This window comes from Clostridium pasteurianum BC1 (genome assembly GCF_000389635.1).
GTDB lineage: Bacteria > Bacillota > Clostridia > Clostridiales > Clostridiaceae > Clostridium_I > Clostridium_I pasteurianum_A.
Window position 1 is genome coordinate 110,397 of the sequence record NC_021182.1, and the last position, 21,211, is coordinate 131,607.

The 21,211-nt window shown below is 37.1% G+C and carries 11 protein-coding genes, 1 tRNA gene and 6 rRNA genes; 14 read left to right on the plus strand and 4 right to left on the minus strand.

Annotated features, from left to right (window positions below; genetic code table 11):
* Positions 1-276 precede the first annotated feature (276 nt).
* The 4 genes from CLOPA_RS00580 to CLOPA_RS00590 all read left to right on the plus strand — a co-directional run bounded on the left by CLOPA_RS00580 (position 277) and on the right by CLOPA_RS00590 (position 2,998).
* Positions 277-972 carry a hypothetical protein gene (locus CLOPA_RS00580; RefSeq protein WP_015613536.1) on the plus strand — a complete coding sequence of 232 codons (696 nt, stop codon included), beginning with the start codon at positions 277-279 and terminating at the stop codon, positions 970-972.
* A 24-nt stretch (positions 973-996) separates the two neighbouring features.
* Positions 997-1,158, plus strand: coding sequence for a hypothetical protein (locus CLOPA_RS25470; protein ID WP_015613537.1), 162 nt, complete (start codon positions 997-999; stop codon positions 1,156-1,158).
* Between the two features lie 29 nt (positions 1,159-1,187).
* Positions 1,188-2,699 carry a carboxypeptidase M32 gene (locus CLOPA_RS00585; protein ID WP_015613538.1) on the plus strand — a complete coding sequence of 504 codons (1,512 nt, stop codon included), beginning with the start codon at positions 1,188-1,190 and terminating at the stop codon, positions 2,697-2,699.
* A 113-nt stretch (positions 2,700-2,812) separates the two neighbouring features.
* Positions 2,813-2,998 (plus strand): hypothetical protein, encoded by a 186-nt coding sequence (locus tag CLOPA_RS00590; protein ID WP_015613539.1) that lies wholly within the window; start codon positions 2,813-2,815, stop codon positions 2,996-2,998.
* A 140-nt stretch (positions 2,999-3,138) separates the two neighbouring features.
* Here the strand turns inward: CLOPA_RS00590 and CLOPA_RS00595 are convergent, their stop codons facing one another.
* Entirely contained in the window at positions 3,139-3,783 is a 645-nt protein-coding gene (locus CLOPA_RS00595) for a DUF4230 domain-containing protein (RefSeq protein WP_041710688.1), read from the minus strand.
* Positions 3,784-4,063: 280 nt separating this feature from the next.
* Positions 4,064-5,230 (minus strand): class I SAM-dependent methyltransferase, encoded by a 1,167-nt coding sequence (locus CLOPA_RS00600; RefSeq protein ID WP_015613541.1) that lies wholly within the window; start codon positions 5,228-5,230, stop codon positions 4,064-4,066.
* 454 nt (positions 5,231-5,684) lie between these two features.
* On the opposite strand from CLOPA_RS00600, the gene CLOPA_RS00605 reads away from it, so the two are divergent.
* The 5 genes from CLOPA_RS00605 to CLOPA_RS00625 all read left to right on the plus strand — a co-directional run bounded on the left by CLOPA_RS00605 (position 5,685) and on the right by CLOPA_RS00625 (position 12,074).
* Positions 5,685-6,623, plus strand: coding sequence for a GNAT family N-acetyltransferase (locus CLOPA_RS00605; protein WP_015613542.1), 939 nt, complete (start codon positions 5,685-5,687; stop codon positions 6,621-6,623).
* A gap of 441 nt (positions 6,624-7,064) precedes the next feature.
* A 16S ribosomal RNA gene (locus CLOPA_RS00610) occupies positions 7,065-8,571 on the plus strand.
* A 239-nt stretch (positions 8,572-8,810) separates the two neighbouring features.
* A 23S ribosomal RNA gene (locus tag CLOPA_RS00615) occupies positions 8,811-11,710 on the plus strand.
* A 119-nt stretch (positions 11,711-11,829) separates the two neighbouring features.
* Positions 11,830-11,946 (plus strand): 5S ribosomal RNA (gene rrf, locus CLOPA_RS00620).
* The 16S, 23S and 5S rRNA genes sit together here with 1 tRNA gene alongside, the layout of an rRNA operon.
* Positions 11,947-11,998: 52 nt before the next feature.
* Positions 11,999-12,074 (plus strand) — tRNA-Lys (locus CLOPA_RS00625).
* A gap of 191 nt (positions 12,075-12,265) precedes the next feature.
* Here the strand turns inward: CLOPA_RS00625 and CLOPA_RS00630 are convergent.
* Positions 12,266-12,670, minus strand: coding sequence for a LysM peptidoglycan-binding domain-containing protein (locus CLOPA_RS00630; RefSeq protein WP_015613543.1), 405 nt, complete (start codon positions 12,668-12,670; stop codon positions 12,266-12,268).
* Between the two features lie 60 nt (positions 12,671-12,730).
* A complete protein-coding gene (locus CLOPA_RS00635) occupies positions 12,731-13,327 on the minus strand; it encodes a uracil-DNA glycosylase (RefSeq protein WP_015613544.1) in 597 nt (198 codons plus the stop codon).
* A 323-nt stretch (positions 13,328-13,650) separates the two neighbouring features.
* On the opposite strand from CLOPA_RS00635, the gene CLOPA_RS00640 reads away from it, so the two are divergent.
* From CLOPA_RS00640 to rrf (CLOPA_RS00660), 5 genes are all read left to right on the plus strand, one after another.
* Positions 13,651-14,523 (plus strand): hypothetical protein, encoded by an 873-nt coding sequence (locus tag CLOPA_RS00640; RefSeq protein WP_015613545.1) that lies wholly within the window; start codon positions 13,651-13,653, stop codon positions 14,521-14,523.
* A 91-nt stretch (positions 14,524-14,614) separates the two neighbouring features.
* Positions 14,615-15,748: a pyridoxal-phosphate-dependent aminotransferase family protein gene (locus CLOPA_RS00645; RefSeq protein ID WP_015613546.1), complete on the plus strand. Its 1,134-nt coding sequence runs from the start codon at positions 14,615-14,617 to the stop codon at positions 15,746-15,748.
* A gap of 580 nt (positions 15,749-16,328) precedes the next feature.
* Positions 16,329-17,835: ribosomal RNA gene (locus tag CLOPA_RS00650) — 16S ribosomal RNA — on the plus strand.
* A 239-nt stretch (positions 17,836-18,074) separates the two neighbouring features.
* Positions 18,075-20,974, plus strand: a 23S ribosomal RNA gene (locus tag CLOPA_RS00655).
* Positions 20,975-21,093: 119 nt separating this feature from the next.
* A 5S ribosomal RNA gene (rrf, locus tag CLOPA_RS00660) occupies positions 21,094-21,210 on the plus strand.
* Position 21,211 lies beyond the last annotated feature (1 nt).

Sequence of the window (21,211 nt, forward strand, 5' to 3'; positions counted from 1 at the left end):
TAGCTCAGAGATGATGTTTACATAAAATAGCTATTTTATTAATGAAGATAATTTATTACAATATATATATACTATGTTTAAAAACTTATAAATTTAATTATTAAATCTAAGTAACAATTATTGTTTAAATGTAGTAAAATTACAGTTAACGTGATAATATAGTTTTAGAAATATTTGTATATTGAGTTGTAAAATTTCTAGTCTGTATTTTAATGTTTTCAATTTGTAATTATTAAAGAAACAAGTTTAGGTAAAAGTATGGTTAGAGGTGAGTATATGGGTAATAACAAATTTGTTCCAGACATAAAAGGAACTTTAAGAAGTCATATGATAGAATTACCAGAGGTTATAAGAAATGCAAGTGGTATAAGAGTATTTGGTAAAAGACTAAAGTCTTTTGTTTTTACTACAGATGTTGCAATAATCAGAAACACTAATGCAGATGCTGTTATTGCAGTGTATCCATTTACTCCACAACCTGTAATTACAGCTGCTTTAGTTTTATCAGCAGATGTTCCCGTATTTTGCGGAGTAGGGGGAGGAGTAACTACAGGGAAGAGAGTCATTAATTTAGCTTTAGATGCGGAATTTAAAGGTGCCATGGGAATTGTTCTAAATGGACCTACATCTAATGAGGTTATAAGACTCGTAAGAGAAACTATAGATATACCTATAGTTGTAAGTGTGCTTTCGGAGTATGATGACATTCAGGCTAGAATTGATGCAGGAACTACAATTTTAAATGTTACAGGTGCAAAGAGAACTGCTTATATAGTTAGGAAAATAAGAGAAAAATTTCCTGAATTTCCTATTATAGCTACGGGTGGCCCTACGGAAGAATCAATAATGGAAACTATTGAGGCTGGTGCCAATGCAATAACCTATACACCACCAACTAGTGCTAAGATTTTTAGCGGAATGATGAATACTTATAGGGAAAGATATAAGGAACAGGAAAATAGACAGAAGTAGATGTTCTATATAGAGGTGTTATAAATGATTAAAGAAGGAGCAAATTGCAAGTATTGTTCGGAATTAAAGAATGGTAATTGCGATGGTAAAGTTACGGATTGTATGTGCAAAAAATGTCCTAGAAACCTAGGACAGTGTTTAATCACAAGATACTGTAGGGAAACGGAATCAGTATTATGTAGTTAAATAATATTATATTTTATGGAGGTATGTAAATGGCAAGAGAATTTCAAGAAAAATTAGATGGTCTAAAGGAATATTTGAAAAAGCTAGAATATTTAACAAGTTCAATAGCTTTGATACAATGGGATAGTATTGTTAATATGCCTAGTAAGGCAGTTGAATATAGAAGTGAAATATTAGGTTATCTTTCTGGAGAAAGTTATAAAATATCTACATCAAAAAAAATTAAACAATACATTGATTTTTTCAGTAATTCGAAGAACTTAGATGATATAACTAAAGGAACTATAAAGAAGATATCAAAGGATTATATAAGAAATAATAGAATACCTAAAAAAGAATACAAGCAATATATAGTTGCAGGATCTATTTCAGGAGCCGCTTGGGAAGAGGCTAAAAAGAAATCGGATTTTAAAATATTCCAGCCTCATCTGAAAAAAATGGTAGAGTATAATCAAAAATTTGCTGATTATTGGGGTTTTAAAAAAAATAGATATGATGCTCTTCTAGACATATATGAGCCAGGTATTACTACAGAAAAATTAGATAAAGTATTTGGCAATTTAAGAGATGCAATTGTACAATTATTAAATAAAATTAAAGAGTCAGGCAATAGCCCCGATATTAAATTCCTTAAAGGAAATTTTCCTAAAGATGCTCAAGAGGAATTTGCAAAAAAGATAATGGGTAAGATGGGATATGATTTCAAAGAAGCAGGTAGAATAGATGAATCCACACACCCATTTACTACTAATTTTGGTAATAAAGACGTTAGGATAACTACTCATTATTATGAAAATGATTTTAGGCCAGCACTATTTAGCTTTATACATGAAGCGGGTCATGCAATATACGAACAGGATATTCCAGATACTCTTCAGGGAACTCTCCTTGCGCAGGGGGCTTCCATGGGTATTCATGAATCGCAGTCAAGATTTTATGAAAATATTATAGGTAAGAGTAAGTATTTTTGGGACTTTTTCTATTCAGAAGCATTAGAACGGTTTCCACAATTTAAAGATATATCCTTAGAGGATTTTTATAGAGGAATTAATTTTGTAGAACCTTCATTGATTAGAACAGAAGCTGATGAGTTAACCTACAGCTTACATATAATAATAAGATATGAAATTGAAAAATTACTTATAAATGGTGATATTTCAGTAGAAGATCTGCCAAATATATGGAATGAAAAATATAAAGAATATCTAGGAGTAGAACCTAAAAATGATGCAGAAGGTGTATTACAAGACATACATTGGTCTGATGGTAGTTTTGGTTATTTCCCTAGTTATGCTTTGGGGAATCTTTATGGCACTCAATTTTTAAATAAGATGAAGATAGATATACCTGATATATATGAAAAAATATCTCAAGGTAATTTAACTATTGTCCATGAATGGCTAAATGAGAATATTCATAAATATGGAGCAATATATAAGCCAACAGAGCTAATTAAAAGAGTGACAGGAGAGGAACTTTCGGAGAAATATTTTATTGAATATTTAAATAAAAAATTTAAAAAAATATATAACATAAATTAGCTTAAAGCTAGTATGAAAATTTAATTGATTTTCATACTAGCTTTTTATTATTAAAGAGAATTTTTTTCATAATTTGAGTAATAATAATAAAAAACAATATAGGCGGTGTTTATATGCTTGACAGTGAAATGAAAAGTGTAATAGCAGAAAATTGTGGCTCTTATGAAACTAAGTTTAAAATAGTCACTATGAGTGTAGGAAGGCTCAGTGAAAGTTGTAGCAATTGCATAAATTTTAATGGAGATAAGTGTTCAAAAGGCTTATTTAATGAAATGAAAGATATAATAAGTATAAACTAATAAAAATACGAAGTTTAAGTAAATATAAAATATTCCTATTATAATTCTTAGATTCACAAGAAGTTTGCTCAATATGAATCTAAGAATTTATTGTTTTAAGGACAAGAAATTAAATTACAAGCATGTACATAAATATAGTATTATTGAAAGCTGATGTTTATGTTATAGTTACTGTTTGATAGAGATTGAACTAAAGTTTTCATTGATTTCTCAGAATTATCTATAGCCGTATTATAATATTGATCTTGCATCATCTTACTTTTCATCTTATCTTTTACCACGCCTATTAATTGTTCATGTTCCTCAGGAGATAGTTTTATGTCACCAAATCTAAGTGGTCCTCTTTCAGGAGTTTCATATACTGTTTTTTCTTCATCTAAAGTGATCGTTTCTATAGAAGGTTTTGGTAAAGTCATAGAGATTGAGTTTTCATTTATACTAATATTATCAGAATTTATATTAGAAAGATCTAATACATAAATACCAGTACCTATAAAATCTATATTTTGCATTTTCTTAAAAATGCTAAGGCTTCCCCAACTATTATCTATGGTCATTTTTTGATTTAAATTTACTTCAGTAGTTATAAGTTTTTGCTTTTGTTTAATCTGAGTTACTAAAGTATCCTTTGTAATAAATTTTTTAGAACCATCTGCTGTTTTAGTGATTGTCCAAGGTTTAGAATCAGCTTTAGGTGTCACATAAATTCTATAAGCAAAGGCAAAACCTATAGCTAGGCACAATAGCATTAGTATAATTGTCCTCTTTTTAACAATTATCCTCATTAATTTTAACACCATCCTAAATTTTAACACCATCCTAAATTTTAATTTTTTTATCATGATTATATATTTTATCATATATTGTACTTATTAATAGATAAAATATGTCAATTAAAGTGAATATTTCGTTAATAAAATCGATAAAAAGAGTTTATTAAATAATTGCTATAAAAATTTATTTTAATTTAATAGATTTTTATAGTAATATATTTTCATTAAGATAGTGATTAATAAATTTTTTCACAGAAATATGTTTAAAAATAAAGCCTTTTTATGAAGGAACCTACCAATTATTAATAAAATCATATAAAGCTGGGTAGACATTTAAATTCGACATAAGCTGAATATAAGAATTTAATAAATTTTCATTTTCATCTTTAGTTTTAAGCGCTCTTATCATAAGGTTCTTAGGTGTTTCTAAAGGGGATATGTATTCAATTACAGATACATCATAGCCCTTAGCTTCTAACATAAGAGATCTCATACCATCGGTTAGTACATCCGCAAGACGTGTTTTAAATACACCATGCTTAAGTATTTCTTTAAAAGGTTCATACTTATATTGACTTGCAAGTTCTTTATGGCAGCAAGGTACAGCAATTATGGCGTTAGCTTCAACTTTTATACCTAAAGCTATGGCCATATCTGTAGCTGTATCACAGGCATGGAGAGATACTACTACATTAATTTTTTTGTTGGGATTATACTCTTTTATATCTAGTGCTTTAAATTCCATATTCCTATAACCTAAATTTTTAGCCATTTTTTCAGAAGATTTGATAACTTCTTCTGAATGATCAAGGCCGATAAAATGACACTTAATTTTCTTTACTTCTGTTAAATAGTAGTTAAGTACAAAAGTTAAATAGGATTTTCCACAACCACAATCTAATATGTTTATTGTATTACCCTTTGGAAGTTTATCAATTATTCCTTCAAGTAATTCTACATAATGGTCTATTTGATTATATTTTCTTATTTTATCATTTTTTACCTTGGAATCTTTACTCATTATGCCTAATTCTTTTAAAAGAGCATCTGCTTTTCCAATTTTAATATAATAATTACGGTTTAAAAGAGAGGAAGTAGAATTATGATTATCACTTATAGATTCCTTTTCTTTTACAACAATATTGGACATCTTTACATTTTTATTGTCTGCTGAAATTAATAGATTTGAACCTCTTTCACTGTATACTAATGATAGGGAGTCATAATTAATTGCATTAAGTATTATTTTATCTATTAATTCATCTATAGATAGATTTTCTGTTTTGCCATTAAAATTATATTTGATTTTATCATTAGAATATATACCGTTACCATTAAATTCCTTTAAACCTGCAGTATATGAAACTGTTATACCATTAAATATCGAACTATCACTTTGAAATCTACTTTTAATTCCAACAAGAAATAGTTTTAACTTATTTAAATTTTGCTTATTCATATTAATTATCACCTTTATGCCTTTCAAGAATATATAAGCTTATTATACAATAGGATTAAAATTATCTGCATAAAATTATTTGGGTTAACAGCTATTATTTTAACCTAGATTGATTAATTAATCCTTGTAAGGTGATATATATTAACTTATGAAAATTTTTATCCGATGACTAGCCGCTGTAACAATCCACCTTCCAAAGGTGGAGATAACACCAGCACGTCCCTGGATAATTCATCTAAACTCATTGGGAATACAAACTCCCACTGAGTAAGATTCATTGATATGATGACTAGCTATAAATACTATGATTGGTTTCGTAGATTAAAGCTAAAAAATACTCAAGGTATTAGTAGCTTTTCAAAGATAATTAATGATACAATATAAAAAATCTATGATATAATGTTTCAATGGAGTAAATTAGAATAAATCTCATGAAAAATCAGGTGATATTATAATGCTTAAAGATATGAACATAAATATGGAGTTAGCCAAGGGCTCTAAAAACGAATATATAATAAGAGACAAGTTAGGTATAACAATTGGGAGAATAAATATTATTTATGCTTCTAAAGAAAATAAGTACTGTTATGCTAAAATTAAATTTTATAGAGATGATTCCGAGGGAGTGTTATATCTTAAGGAAGTAGTTAAGCTTTTTATAGATTCTTTATTTAGGGATAAACAGATATATAAAATAAATATATCTGTGGATGAAGAAATCTCTAAAAGGCCTTTTATTGATTTAGGATTCATTTTGGAAGGTATAATAACGGATAGTATTTTTTATAATAATTTAAGAAAAAGTGAATTGTTATTTGGAATAAATTACAATATTTATGGCAGCTTGAATACTATAAATATTGTAAGACTTAAAGCTGATAATATAAGTTTAAAGATAGTAACTCCTGATGATACAATAGATTTATTACAATATTATATTAGAAATAAGCAGCACTTAAAACTCTATGAGCCTAAAAGAGAGGATAGCTTTTATTCAATTGAGGCTCAACATCAAATATTAATGGACAATTATAAGCAGTTTATAAATGGAACAGCAGCTTGTTTTGGTATATATAAAGATAAAAAATTTATAGGTAAAATACAGATATCTGGTGTTATCTATGGTGTTTTTAAAAGTGGAATAATAGGATATTCTATGGATAGAGAATATGAAGGAAGAGGATACATGAAAGAGGCATTAGCAAAGATTATTGAATATGCCTTTAAAGAAATGGAGCTCCACAGATTAGAAGCATCTACTTTAATTGATAACAAAAAGTCTCAATCAGTATTAAAAAGTTGTGGATTTAAGGAATTAGGAGTTAATGAAAAATATCTTTTTATTAATGGGGAATGGAAGGATCATATTACATTTTACAAAACTAAAGAATAATAAGACGTCATAGTGAGAATATCTAAACTCTATAATGTTTAATGAGTCTATAAAAATTAGTATATACTTGTCCAGGTGTATCAATAATAGTAATTTAATGAATTTTGATGATAATAGTATTATGCAGAAAGTAATTCTGTTGAATGACGTTTAAATAATAATATATTATAGATTACTATGTTATCATACTACATGTTGCAAAGAACAAGGCAATATTTTATTAAGAGGTGTAAGAAAAATATTTTTTTAAGTATTGACACCAAATAATAATAATGATATAATATAAAAGCTGTCAGATGACAGGAATTGATCTTTGAAAATTAAACAGAGTATAAGAATAAAACAAACCAGCAATTCTTTAGATTTTAAGAAATTGAAATCAAGAGTAACAAATTCTTCAGTAAAATGGAGAAGCAAAGCGATGAGCTAACATCAAACTTATAAATTGAGAGTTTGATCCTGGCTCAGGACGAACGCTGGCGGCGTGCTTAACACATGCAAGTCGAGCGAGAAACCTTCGGGTTTCTAGCGGCGGACGGGTGAGTAACACGTGGGTAACCTGCCTCAAAGAGGGGAATAGCCTCCCGAAAGGGAGATTAATACCGCATAATATTACAGCTTCGCATGAAGCAGTAATTAAAGGAGTAATCCACTTTGAGATGGACCCGCGGCGCATTAGCTAGTTGGAGAGGTAACGGCTCACCAAGGCGACGATGCGTAGCCGACCTGAGAGGGTGATCGGCCACATTGGAACTGAGACACGGTCCAGACTCCTACGGGAGGCAGCAGTGGGGAATATTGCACAATGGGCGAAAGCCTGATGCAGCAACGCCGCGTGAGTGATGACGGTCTTCGGATTGTAAAGCTCTGTCTTTTGGGACGATAATGACGGTACCAAAGGAGGAAGCCACGGCTAACTACGTGCCAGCAGCCGCGGTAATACGTAGGTGGCAAGCGTTGTCCGGATTTACTGGGCGTAAAGGATGTGTAGGCGGATACTTAAGTGAGATGTGAAAGCCCCGGGCTTAACCTGGGGACTGCATTTCAAACTGGGTATCTAGAGTGCAGGAGAGGAAAGCGGAATTCCTAGTGTAGCGGTGAAATGCGTAGAGATTAGGAAGAACATCAGTGGCGAAGGCGGCTTTCTGGACTGTAACTGACGCTGAGGCATGAAAGCGTGGGGAGCAAACAGGATTAGATACCCTGGTAGTCCACGCCGTAAACGATGAGTACTAGGTGTAGGAGGTATCGACTCCTTCTGTGCCGCAGTTAACACAATAAGTACTCCGCCTGGGAAGTACGGTCGCAAGATTAAAACTCAAAGGAATTGACGGGGGCCCGCACAAGCAGCGGAGCATGTGGTTTAATTCGAAGCAACGCGAAGAACCTTACCTAGACTTGACATCTCCTGAATAGCGTAGAGATACGTGAAGCCCTTCGGGGCAGGAAGACAGGTGGTGCATGGTTGTCGTCAGCTCGTGTCGTGAGATGTTGGGTTAAGTCCCGCAACGAGCGCAACCCTTATCATTAGTTGCTACCATTAAGTTGAGCACTCTAGTGAGACTGCCCGGGTTAACCGGGAGGAAGGCGGGGATGACGTCAAATCATCATGCCCCTTATGTCTAGGGCTACACACGTGCTACAATGGTGAGAACAACGAGATGCAATACCGCGAGGTGGAGCCAAACTTGAAAACTCATCCCAGTTCGGATTGCAGGCTGAAATTCGCCTACATGAAGTTGGAGTTGCTAGTAATCGCGAATCAGAATGTCGCGGTGAATACGTTCCCGGGCCTTGTACACACCGCCCGTCACACCATGAGAGCTGGTAACACCCGAAGTCCGTGAGGTAACCTTTATGGGGCCAGCGGCCGAAGGTGGGATTAGTGATTGGGGTGAAGTCGTAACAAGGTAGCCGTAGGAGAACCTGCGGCTGGATCACCTCCTTTCTAAGGAGTAAGCATGGTAGGATAACTACTGTGATATGGTTGTTTAACTCTTATCTCTGTTTAATTTTGAGAGATCAATATCTCTTAAATGTACTTTGAAAATTGCATAGTGAAACAAAAAGTAAAGTAAAATAATAAAACAAATATCCTTTGTATAATTAATCTTTATCTTTAATAAAATGAAGATTAAAACAAAATAAAAGACTAAACTCGAAAAGCTAACGCTTAAGAGTATAACAGGTCAAGCTACAAAGGGCGCATGGTGAATGCCTTGGCACTAGAAGTCGAAGAAGGACGCGACAAGCTGCGATAAGCTTCGGGTAGGCGCAAATAGCCTGTGATCCGGAGATTTCCGAATGGGGCAACCCACATGTCTTAACGACATGTACTTTATACTGAATACATAGGTATATAGAGACATACCCGGGGAACTGAAACATCTAAGTACCCGGAGGAAGAGAAAGAAATATCGATTTCCTTAGTAGCGGCGAGCGAAATGGAATGAGCCCAAACCAGGAACTTTGTTCCTGGGGTTGTGGATAGATCATTAAAGCCTAATATCTTAATCGAAGAGTTCTGGAAAGCTCTACCGTAGAAGGTAACAGTCCTGTAGATTAAAAGAGAAAATGGCCGGATCTATTCCAGAGTACCACGAGACACGTGAAACCTTGTGGGAAGCTGGGAGGACCACCTCCCAAGGCTAAATACTTTCTAGTGACCGATAGTGAAGCAGTACCGTGAGGGAAAGGTGAAAAGAACCCCGGAAGGGGAGTGAAATAGAACCTGAAACCGTGTGCCTACAACCGGTCGAAGCACTTTTTATGTGTGACGACGTGCTTTTTGTAGAACGAGCCAGCGAGTTACGGTATGCAGCAAGGTTAAGCACTTCTGGTGCGCAGCCGAAGGGAAACCGAGTCTTAATAGGGCGACTAGTTGCATGCTGTAGACCCGAAACCGGGTGACCTATCCATGGCCAGGTTGAAGCGGAAGTAAAATTCCGTGGAGGACCGAACCACATTGGTGTTGAAAAACCATGGGATGAGCTGTGGATAGCGGAGAAATTCCAATCGAACTCGGAGATAGCTGGTTCTCCTCGAAATAGCTTTAGGGCTAGCGTCGATTAATTGAGTTATGGAGGTAGAGCACTGAATGAGGTAGGGGCTGACAACAGTTACTGAACTCTATCAAACTCCGAATGCCATATACTTTTATTTCGGCAGTCAGACTGCGAATGATAAGATCCGTAGTCAAAAGGGAAACAGCCCAGATCATCAGCTAAGGTCCCTAAGTGTAAGTTAAGTGGTAAAGGATGTGGGATTTCTAAGACAACTAGGATGTTGGCTCAGAAGCAGCCACTCATTTAAAGAGTGCGTAATAGCTCACTAGTCAAGAGATCCTGCGCCGAAAATGTCCGGGGCTAAAACTTACCACCGAAGCTATGGGCTCGTAAGAGCGGTAGAGGAGCTTCCTGTATGGATTGAAGTCGTACCGTAAGGAGCGGTGGACTATACAGGAGTGAGTATGCTGGCATAAGTAGCGAGAACTAAGTGAGAATCTTAGTGGTCGAAAACCTAAGGTTTCCTGAGGAAGGCTCGTCCGCTCAGGGTTAGTCGGGTCCTAAGCCGAGGCCGAAAGGCGTAGGTGATGGATAATCGGTTGATATTCCGATACCACCTTTTTCCGTTTTGAGAGATGGGGTGACGCAGAAGGATAAGATGTGCGCACTATTGGATGTGCGTCTAAGCACTAAGACGTGCAGGTTGGCAAATCCGCCTGCTTAGTTGAGGTGTTATGGGGAGCTAATTTTTAGCGAAGTATCTGATTTCACACTGCCAAGAAAAGCCTCTATCAAGGAATTAAGGTGCCCGTACCGCAAACCGACACAGGTAGGTGAGGAGAGAATCCTAAGACCATCGGAAGAATCGTTGTTAAGGAACTCGGCAAATTGACCCCGTAACTTCGGGAGAAGGGGTGCCTACTTAACGTAGGCCGCAGAGGATAGGCCCAAGCAACTGTTTAGCAAAAACACAGGTCTCTGCTAAAGCGTAAGCTGATGTATAGGGGCTGACGCCTGCCCGGTGCTGGAAGGTTAAGGGGATCCGTTAGAGTAATCGAAGCGGTGAACTTAAGCCCCAGTAAACGGCGGCCGTAACTATAACGGTCCTAAGGTAGCGAAATTCCTTGTCGGGTAAGTTCCGACCCGCACGAATGGCGTAATGATTTGGGCACTGTCTCAACAACGAATCCGGCGAAATTGTAGTGCAAGTGAAGATGCTTGCTACCCGCGATTGGACGGAAAGACCCCGTAGAGCTTTACTGTAGTTTAGCATTGAGTTTCGGTATTGTCTGTACAGGATAGGTGGGAGACTGGGATACAGCGGCGTCAGCTGCTGTGGAGTCGTCCTTGGGATACCACCCTGACAGTACTGGAATTCTAACCGGAGGCCATGAAGCTGGTCACGGGACATTGCTAGATGGGCAGTTTGACTGGGGCGGTCGCCTCCAAAAAAGTAACGGAGGCGCCCAAAGGTTCCCTCAGCGCGGTTGGAAATCGCGCGTAGAGTGCAAAGGCATAAGGGAGCCTCACTGCGACACAAACAAGTGGAGCAGGGACGAAAGTCGGGCTTAGTGATCCGGTGGTTCCTCGTGGGAGGGCCATCGCTCAACGGATAAAAGCTACCTCGGGGATAACAGGCTGATCTCCCCCAAGAGTCCACATCGACGGGGAGGTTTGGCACCTCGATGTCGGCTCGTCGCATCCTGGGGCTGAAGTAGGTCCCAAGGGTTGGGCTGTTCGCCCATTAAAGCGGCACGCGAGCTGGGTTCAGAACGTCGTGAGACAGTTCGGTCCCTATCCGTCGCGGGCGTAGGAAATTTGAGAGGAGCTGTCCTTAGTACGAGAGGACCGGGATGGACTGACCTCTGGTGCACCAGTTGTCACGCCAGTGGCACAGCTGGGTAGCTATGTCGGGATGGGATAAACGCTGAAAGCATCTAAGCGTGAAGCCCACCTCAAGATTAGATTTCCCATAGCGTAAGCTAGTAAGACCCCTGAAAGAACATCAGGTTGATAGGTCAGAGGTGTAAGTGCAGCAATGTATTCAGCTGACTGATACTAATAGGTCGAGGGCTTGACCAATATTTAAATAAATTACTAAAGTGTATATTAGTATACAATATTATATTTTACTTTTACCCTTTACTATGCAATTTTGAGAGTACATTTTAATTCTTAATTTTAACTCTCAATTTAATATATCCAGTGTCTATGACTTAGAGGTAACACCCGTTCCCATTCCGAACACGAAGGTTAAGCTCTTATGTGCTGATGGTACTGCAGGGGTAGCCCTGTGGCAGAGTAGGTCGATGCTGGGTTCTTATTGAAAGAGATTTCTCTCTTTCAATATTTTATTCTAAATTAATATTTGGTTTACTAGCTCAGTTGGTAGAGCACATGACTTTTAATCATGTTGTCCGGGGTTCGATTCCCCGGTAAGCCACCAAGAAACATCCTTATTCTAAGGATGTTTTTTATTTCTTATTAAGAATATAGTCATTTTAAATTTATAATTGGTATTAATCACTATGATTATCAATAAATCTTGCTAAGTGAAATTTTATTTCTCACACTCATTTTAGATGAATTATCTAAATATTACCTTCTGATTAAGAAAAGTAGACAGTGAAAAATTAATTATTTTTGATTTATAACATTTTTTTCTGCAGGTATTGATAGTATACTATTAACTGGTATTGTTTCATTCTTTAAATTGTTTTTTTCTTTAATTTCTTTTATAACTCCACTGGGAACATAAGTGGGCATAAAATTTCTAGCTAAACTGTATAGATCATCTCCAGATTTTATTTTGTAGTTTATATAAGTGTAGTCTAAATTATCATTTCTTATCTTAATAATGTTTTTATTCGATTCTTCCGCAAGAGTAGGCTTGGAGTTTAATGGAGAATCATTTATTACATTGTAACTAGATCTTGTAGATTTCAAAGATTCCTCATTTTGCTGATCTTTATATACTAAACTGCTGCAAACTAATAATATAAGAATTAATGATAAAATTAATAATAACTTGTTTTTAGTCATGATAAAATCACCTCATAATATTAAATTATATATTGGTAATTATTGACTAAAAAAATAAAATTATACATATCCACTTAGTTCATTTTTTAAATTTACCCAATCATTTTCATACATTTTTAAAAATTCATCATTTCTATTATAGGTTAAAGCAGAAGGGTGATACATGGGAAAAATGTATCTGCCTATATGATCATTAAAAATAAGTTTGCCATGACATTCACCAATACTATTAAAGTTTGTTAGTCTTTTTAACGGTGTATTACCTAAAGTTATTATCAATTTAGGATTAACAATATTAATTTCCTGGTCTAGAACTTCCCTAAATAAATTTATTTCTGAAACTTTAGGGGCTCTGTTGCTTACAGTTGTTTTATTGTTATTACCAATTTTTAATTTTACAGGTCTGAAAAAACAGGTATTTGTGATTCTTACATTTTTCCGACATAGACCAACGGTATTTAGATATTTTTCAAAAGTTTTACCAGCTAATCCTACGAAAGGTTTACCAGTCTCTACTTCAGTTTTACCTGGTGCTTCTCCAACAAATAGTATACTACAAGGTGAAGGACCATCACCTGTTATCCAGCCAGCGATAGGTTCATCTTTATAATTTTCTGATATATTTTTAATTTGTTCTTTTAAATCGTCTAATGTCATAATTCGTATCTCCTATTTTCTTAACGTAAAGTAAAGTTTGAACTATATTTTTTTAATTAAAATAATACTTTTTAAAAAATTATATATACAGTTTCAAGAATAATTATAAAATTCATTGCTTAAAGTTAATTATTCTATTCAAATAAAAAGCTTTATAATTTATGTGATTTAGTACAACTTAATATATAATAATAAATTGTATTTATAATATTTTAAGGTATAATGTTCATAATAAATAAAATAATGATAAGCTACGTTATAATAATAGCATAGAAAAATAATTTACAAAATATATTTAATTTTAATTACTAAGGAGGAATAAAATGAAAAAAATAATTATAGTTATAATATTAGTTTTAGCTTTATTACAAATATCGGCATGTAGTAACAAAACTGTGGCAGAAAATAAATCTAATACTAGTAATACTAGTAATACTAGTAATACTGTGAATACTGCTAATTCTGTGAATATAGTTTCCGGTGAGATTAATAATACTCGAGGTAAAGGCTTAGAGGTTAATAGTCCTAGTAGTAACATAGATACAAGTTCAAATACTATAAATGATATAAGTAATTGGAATCATCCAGTAAAATATGTGTTTAAGAATGCAAATATTCAAATTGAAAAAGTGAATTTTAAGAATAATAAAACATACCCTATATTTTATATTGATTTAACAAAAAATATAGATTTTGATAATAAAACCTATTATAAAAATTTAATAAATCAACTGGCAACTGCTAATGGGTACTGGGATTATGAAATAATAGATACAAAAAAGGATATTGATATCAAAGTAATTTGTGATAGAAGTAAGGGTAATGTAAAGCAAATAATATATAACAAAGATAATAATTACTTCGCTGAATCTCAAAACGATAAAAATGATACTAAGAACACAGATAATGAACTTATAAATTATTTAATCAATAATGTAAGTGAAGTGAAAAGTTTTATCAATTCATTAAAAAATAATGAAAATGCAAAAGGTATCGTATATGTGGAGCGCTATCCAGATAAAAACTCAAGTAATGTATATATAAGAGATTATTATGGGCTGTATGTTGGTGAAGAGCATACTGATCATAATGTAAATATATACAGATTTGCTATTAATAAGGATACTAAGGAAATATTATATTATGATGTTGTAAATGATAAATATGAAAGTATTAGTGATTGGAGAAAAAAATAAATAATTGTATCCAAACATTTAACAAAAAATTGATATGATATTATAATATAAATTTAGAATGAACAATTTAGTAATGCATAGGAGTGATATAATGAAAAAGCCACTTATAATGACACCAGGGCCTACTGCAGTTAGAGAAAATGTTAGACTTGCTAGAGCAGAAGAAACTACGAATCCGGATATAGATGAAGAATTTTATGAGTTTTATAAAGAAACCTGTTATAGATTGGGAACTTTTTTAAAAACAAGTAATGAAGTAAGAATTTTAAGTGGGGAAGGAATACTTGGTCTTGAAGCTGCCTGTGCATCTTTGACTGAACAAGGAGACAGAGTTTTAATAATTGAAAATGGCATTTTTGGTGAAGGTTTTGGAGATTTTGTAAAGATTTATGGAGGGGAACCTTTTTATTTTAGAAATAATAGAAAGCGAAAAATAGATATAGAAGAATTAAAAGCTTTTTTAGACAAGGATAGTAATTTTAAATATGCAACAGTAGTTCATTGTGATACTCCTTCTGGAGTTTTAAATGATATAGATAAAATATGTCCTATACTTAAGGAAAAAAACATATTAACAGTAGTTGATAGTGTAGCTGGCATGGGTGGCGAAGAAATAAGAGTAGATGATTGGAAAATAGATATAGTTTTAGGAGGTTCTCAAAAGTGTTTATCTGCACCTCCAGGACTTACATTTTTAAGTATAAGTGAAGATGCTTTTAGCGCAATGGAAAATAGACAAACACCAATAGCATCATTTTATTGTAATCTTTTAGTATGGAAAGATTATTATAAAGATAAATGGTTTCCATACACTCCACCTATAAGTGATATTATTGGACTTAAAAAGGCTGTAGACAACCTGTTAGGAGAAGATAATATAATTGAAAGACATGATATAATTGCTAGTGCTACAAGGGCAGCGGTGGTTTCCTCTGGATTAAAGATTCATATAGAGGATGGATATTCAAATACAGTGACAGTAATTGATGTACCACATGGAATTAATGATAAAAAAATAATAAAATATATGCTTGATAATTATGGAGTTATGATTACAGGATCCTTTGGATACTTAGAAGGAAGAGTGTTGAGAATAGGACATATGGGTGAAAATGCTAAAGCAGGAAAAGTAGGATATACTTTGTTTGCTTTACAGAGGGCTTTAGAGCACTATGGCTTTAAGCTTTATAAAGATATGGCTAGTGTATTTTTCGAAAAAATTTAACTACCTAAAAGAAAGAGGCTGCCTCACAATGCATATCTATGTATTGTGAGGCAGTTTTTTAACTATTCTACAATTAAAAGTAATAATTAAAATCTGATTTTTAATAAACAAATGAGGTCATTCTCAAATCTGATAAATATTTATTTCTTTTAAGATAGCCACTTTTTGCTATTATAAAGTATTTATTTTAAAAAATTGTGTATTTGGGATAAATACTTATCCTAGTGTATCATTATGAAATATAATTAGAAATAATGAGATAAATTGATTAATTTTAATATAATATTAAATAATAAGCACATACTAATTTGTATAATAAGAAGATTATGATATACTAACACATGTTGTCGAGAAATAGTGGATTAAATGAGTAAAAAGTCGTAAAAAAGTAGTTGACATTATTGAATTGACTTGATATAATATAAAAGCTGTCAGATGACAGGAATTGATCTTTGAAAATTAAACAGAGTATAAGAATAAAACAAACCAGCAATTCTTTAGATTTTAAGAAATTGAAATCAAGAGTAACAAATTCTTCAGTAAAATGGAGAAGCAAAGCGATGAGCTAACATCAAACTTATAAATTGAGAGTTTGATCCTGGCTCAGGACGAACGCTGGCGGCGTGCTTAACACATGCAAGTCGAGCGAGAAACCTTCGGGTTTCTAGCGGCGGACGGGTGAGTAACACGTGGGTAACCTGCCTCAAAGAGGGGAATAGCCTCCCGAAAGGGAGATTAATACCGCATAATATTACAGCTTCGCATGAAGCAGTAATTAAAGGAGTAATCCACTTTGAGATGGACCCGCGGCGCATTAGCTAGTTGGAGAGGTAACGGCTCACCAAGGCGACGATGCGTAGCCGACCTGAGAGGGTGATCGGCCACATTGGAACTGAGACACGGTCCAGACTCCTACGGGAGGCAGCAGTGGGGAATATTGCACAATGGGCGAAAGCCTGATGCAGCAACGCCGCGTGAGTGATGACGGTCTTCGGATTGTAAAGCTCTGTCTTTTGGGACGATAATGACGGTACCAAAGGAGGAAGCCACGGCTAACTACGTGCCAGCAGCCGCGGTAATACGTAGGTGGCAAGCGTTGTCCGGATTTACTGGGCGTAAAGGATGTGTAGGCGGATACTTAAGTGAGATGTGAAAGCCCCGGGCTTAACCTGGGGACTGCATTTCAAACTGGGTATCTAGAGTGCAGGAGAGGAAAGCGGAATTCCTAGTGTAGCGGTGAAATGCGTAGAGATTAGGAAGAACATCAGTGGCGAAGGCGGCTTTCTGGACTGTAACTGACGCTGAGGCATGAAAGCGTGGGGAGCAAACAGGATTAGATACCCTGGTAGTCCACGCCGTAAACGATGAGTACTAGGTGTAGGAGGTATCGACTCCTTCTGTGCCGCAGTTAACACAATAAGTACTCCGCCTGGGAAGTACGGTCGCAAGATTAAAACTCAAAGGAATTGACGGGGGCCCGCACAAGCAGCGGAGCATGTGGTTTAATTCGAAGCAACGCGAAGAACCTTACCTAGACTTGACATCTCCTGAATAGCGTAGAGATACGTGAAGCCCTTCGGGGCAGGAAGACAGGTGGTGCATGGTTGTCGTCAGCTCGTGTCGTGAGATGTTGGGTTAAGTCCCGCAACGAGCGCAACCCTTATCATTAGTTGCTACCATTAAGTTGAGCACTCTAGTGAGACTGCCCGGGTTAACCGGGAGGAAGGCGGGGATGACGTCAAATCATCATGCCCCTTATGTCTAGGGCTACACACGTGCTACAATGGTGAGAACAACGAGATGCAATACCGCGAGGTGGAGCCAAACTTGAAAACTCATCCCAGTTCGGATTGCAGGCTGAAATTCGCCTACATGAAGTTGGAGTTGCTAGTAATCGCGAATCAGAATGTCGCGGTGAATACGTTCCCGGGCCTTGTACACACCGCCCGTCACACCATGAGAGCTGGTAACACCCGAAGTCCGTGAGGTAACCTTTATGGGGCCAGCGGCCGAAGGTGGGATTAGTGATTGGGGTGAAGTCGTAACAAGGTAGCCGTAGGAGAACCTGCGGCTGGATCACCTCCTTTCTAAGGAGTAAGCATGGTAGGATAACTACTGTGATATGGTTGTTTAACTCTTATCTCTGTTTAATTTTGAGAGATCAATATCTCTTAAATGTACTTTGAAAATTGCATAGTGAAACAAAAAGTAAAGTAAAATAATAAAACAAATATCCTTTGTATAATTAATCTTTATCTTTAATAAAATGAAGATTAAAACAAAATAAAAGACTAAACTCGAAAAGCTAACGCTTAAGAGTATAACAGGTCAAGCTACAAAGGGCGCATGGTGAATGCCTTGGCACTAGAAGTCGAAGAAGGACGCGACAAGCTGCGATAAGCTTCGGGTAGGCGCAAATAGCCTGTGATCCGGAGATTTCCGAATGGGGCAACCCACATGTCTTAACGACATGTACTTTATACTGAATACATAGGTATATAGAGACATACCCGGGGAACTGAAACATCTAAGTACCCGGAGGAAGAGAAAGAAATATCGATTTCCTTAGTAGCGGCGAGCGAAATGGAATGAGCCCAAACCAGGAACTTTGTTCCTGGGGTTGTGGATAGATCATTAAAGCCTAATATCTTAATCGAAGAGTTCTGGAAAGCTCTACCGTAGAAGGTAACAGTCCTGTAGATTAAAAGAGAAAATGGCCGGATCTATTCCAGAGTACCACGAGACACGTGAAACCTTGTGGGAAGCTGGGAGGACCACCTCCCAAGGCTAAATACTTTCTAGTGACCGATAGTGAAGCAGTACCGTGAGGGAAAGGTGAAAAGAACCCCGGAAGGGGAGTGAAATAGAACCTGAAACCGTGTGCCTACAACCGGTCGAAGCACTTTTTATGTGTGACGACGTGCTTTTTGTAGAACGAGCCAGCGAGTTACGGTATGCAGCAAGGTTAAGCACTTCTGGTGCGCAGCCGAAGGGAAACCGAGTCTTAATAGGGCGACTAGTTGCATGCTGTAGACCCGAAACCGGGTGACCTATCCATGGCCAGGTTGAAGCGGAAGTAAAATTCCGTGGAGGACCGAACCACATTGGTGTTGAAAAACCATGGGATGAGCTGTGGATAGCGGAGAAATTCCAATCGAACTCGGAGATAGCTGGTTCTCCTCGAAATAGCTTTAGGGCTAGCGTCGATTAATTGAGTTATGGAGGTAGAGCACTGAATGAGGTAGGGGCTGACAACAGTTACTGAACTCTATCAAACTCCGAATGCCATATACTTTTATTTCGGCAGTCAGACTGCGAATGATAAGATCCGTAGTCAAAAGGGAAACAGCCCAGATCATCAGCTAAGGTCCCTAAGTGTAAGTTAAGTGGTAAAGGATGTGGGATTTCTAAGACAACTAGGATGTTGGCTCAGAAGCAGCCACTCATTTAAAGAGTGCGTAATAGCTCACTAGTCAAGAGATCCTGCGCCGAAAATGTCCGGGGCTAAAACTTACCACCGAAGCTATGGGCTCGTAAGAGCGGTAGAGGAGCTTCCTGTATGGATTGAAGTCGTACCGTAAGGAGCGGTGGACTATACAGGAGTGAGTATGCTGGCATAAGTAGCGAGAACTAAGTGAGAATCTTAGTGGTCGAAAACCTAAGGTTTCCTGAGGAAGGCTCGTCCGCTCAGGGTTAGTCGGGTCCTAAGCCGAGGCCGAAAGGCGTAGGTGATGGATAATCGGTTGATATTCCGATACCACCTTTTTCCGTTTTGAGAGATGGGGTGACGCAGAAGGATAAGATGTGCGCACTATTGGATGTGCGTCTAAGCACTAAGACGTGCAGGTTGGCAAATCCGCCTGCTTAGTTGAGGTGTTATGGGGAGCTAATTTTTAGCGAAGTATCTGATTTCACACTGCCAAGAAAAGCCTCTATCAAGGAATTAAGGTGCCCGTACCGCAAACCGACACAGGTAGGTGAGGAGAGAATCCTAAGACCATCGGAAGAATCGTTGTTAAGGAACTCGGCAAATTGACCCCGTAACTTCGGGAGAAGGGGTGCCTACTTAACGTAGGCCGCAGAGGATAGGCCCAAGCAACTGTTTAGCAAAAACACAGGTCTCTGCTAAAGCGTAAGCTGATGTATAGGGGCTGACGCCTGCCCGGTGCTGGAAGGTTAAGGGGATCCGTTAGAGTAATCGAAGCGGTGAACTTAAGCCCCAGTAAACGGCGGCCGTAACTATAACGGTCCTAAGGTAGCGAAATTCCTTGTCGGGTAAGTTCCGACCCGCACGAATGGCGTAATGATTTGGGCACTGTCTCAACAACGAATCCGGCGAAATTGTAGTGCAAGTGAAGATGCTTGCTACCCGCGATTGGACGGAAAGACCCCGTAGAGCTTTACTGTAGTTTAGCATTGAGTTTCGGTATTGTCTGTACAGGATAGGTGGGAGACTGGGATACAGCGGCGTCAGCTGCTGTGGAGTCGTCCTTGGGATACCACCCTGACAGTACTGGAATTCTAACCGGAGGCCATGAAGCTGGTCACGGGACATTGCTAGATGGGCAGTTTGACTGGGGCGGTCGCCTCCAAAAAAGTAACGGAGGCGCCCAAAGGTTCCCTCAGCGCGGTTGGAAATCGCGCGTAGAGTGCAAAGGCATAAGGGAGCCTCACTGCGACACAAACAAGTGGAGCAGGGACGAAAGTCGGGCTTAGTGATCCGGTGGTTCCTCGTGGGAGGGCCATCGCTCAACGGATAAAAGCTACCTCGGGGATAACAGGCTGATCTCCCCCAAGAGTCCACATCGACGGGGAGGTTTGGCACCTCGATGTCGGCTCGTCGCATCCTGGGGCTGAAGTAGGTCCCAAGGGTTGGGCTGTTCGCCCATTAAAGCGGCACGCGAGCTGGGTTCAGAACGTCGTGAGACAGTTCGGTCCCTATCCGTCGCGGGCGTAGGAAATTTGAGAGGAGCTGTCCTTAGTACGAGAGGACCGGGATGGACTGACCTCTGGTGCACCAGTTGTCACGCCAGTGGCACAGCTGGGTAGCTATGTCGGGATGGGATAAACGCTGAAAGCATCTAAGCGTGAAGCCCACCTCAAGATTAGATTTCCCATAGCGTAAGCTAGTAAGACCCCTGAAAGAACATCAGGTTGATAGGTCAGAGGTGTAAGTGCAGCAATGTATTCAGCTGACTGATACTAATAGGTCGAGGGCTTGACCAATATTTAAATAAATTACTAAAGTGTATATTAGTATACAATATTATATTTTACTTTTACCCTTTACTATGCAATTTTGAGAGTACATTTTAATTCTTAATTTTAACTCTCAATTTAATATATCCAGTGTCTATGACTTAGAGGTAACACCCGTTCCCATTCCGAACACGAAGGTTAAGCTCTTATGTGCTGATGGTACTGCAGGGGTAGCCCTGTGGAAGAGTAGGTCGATGCTGGGTC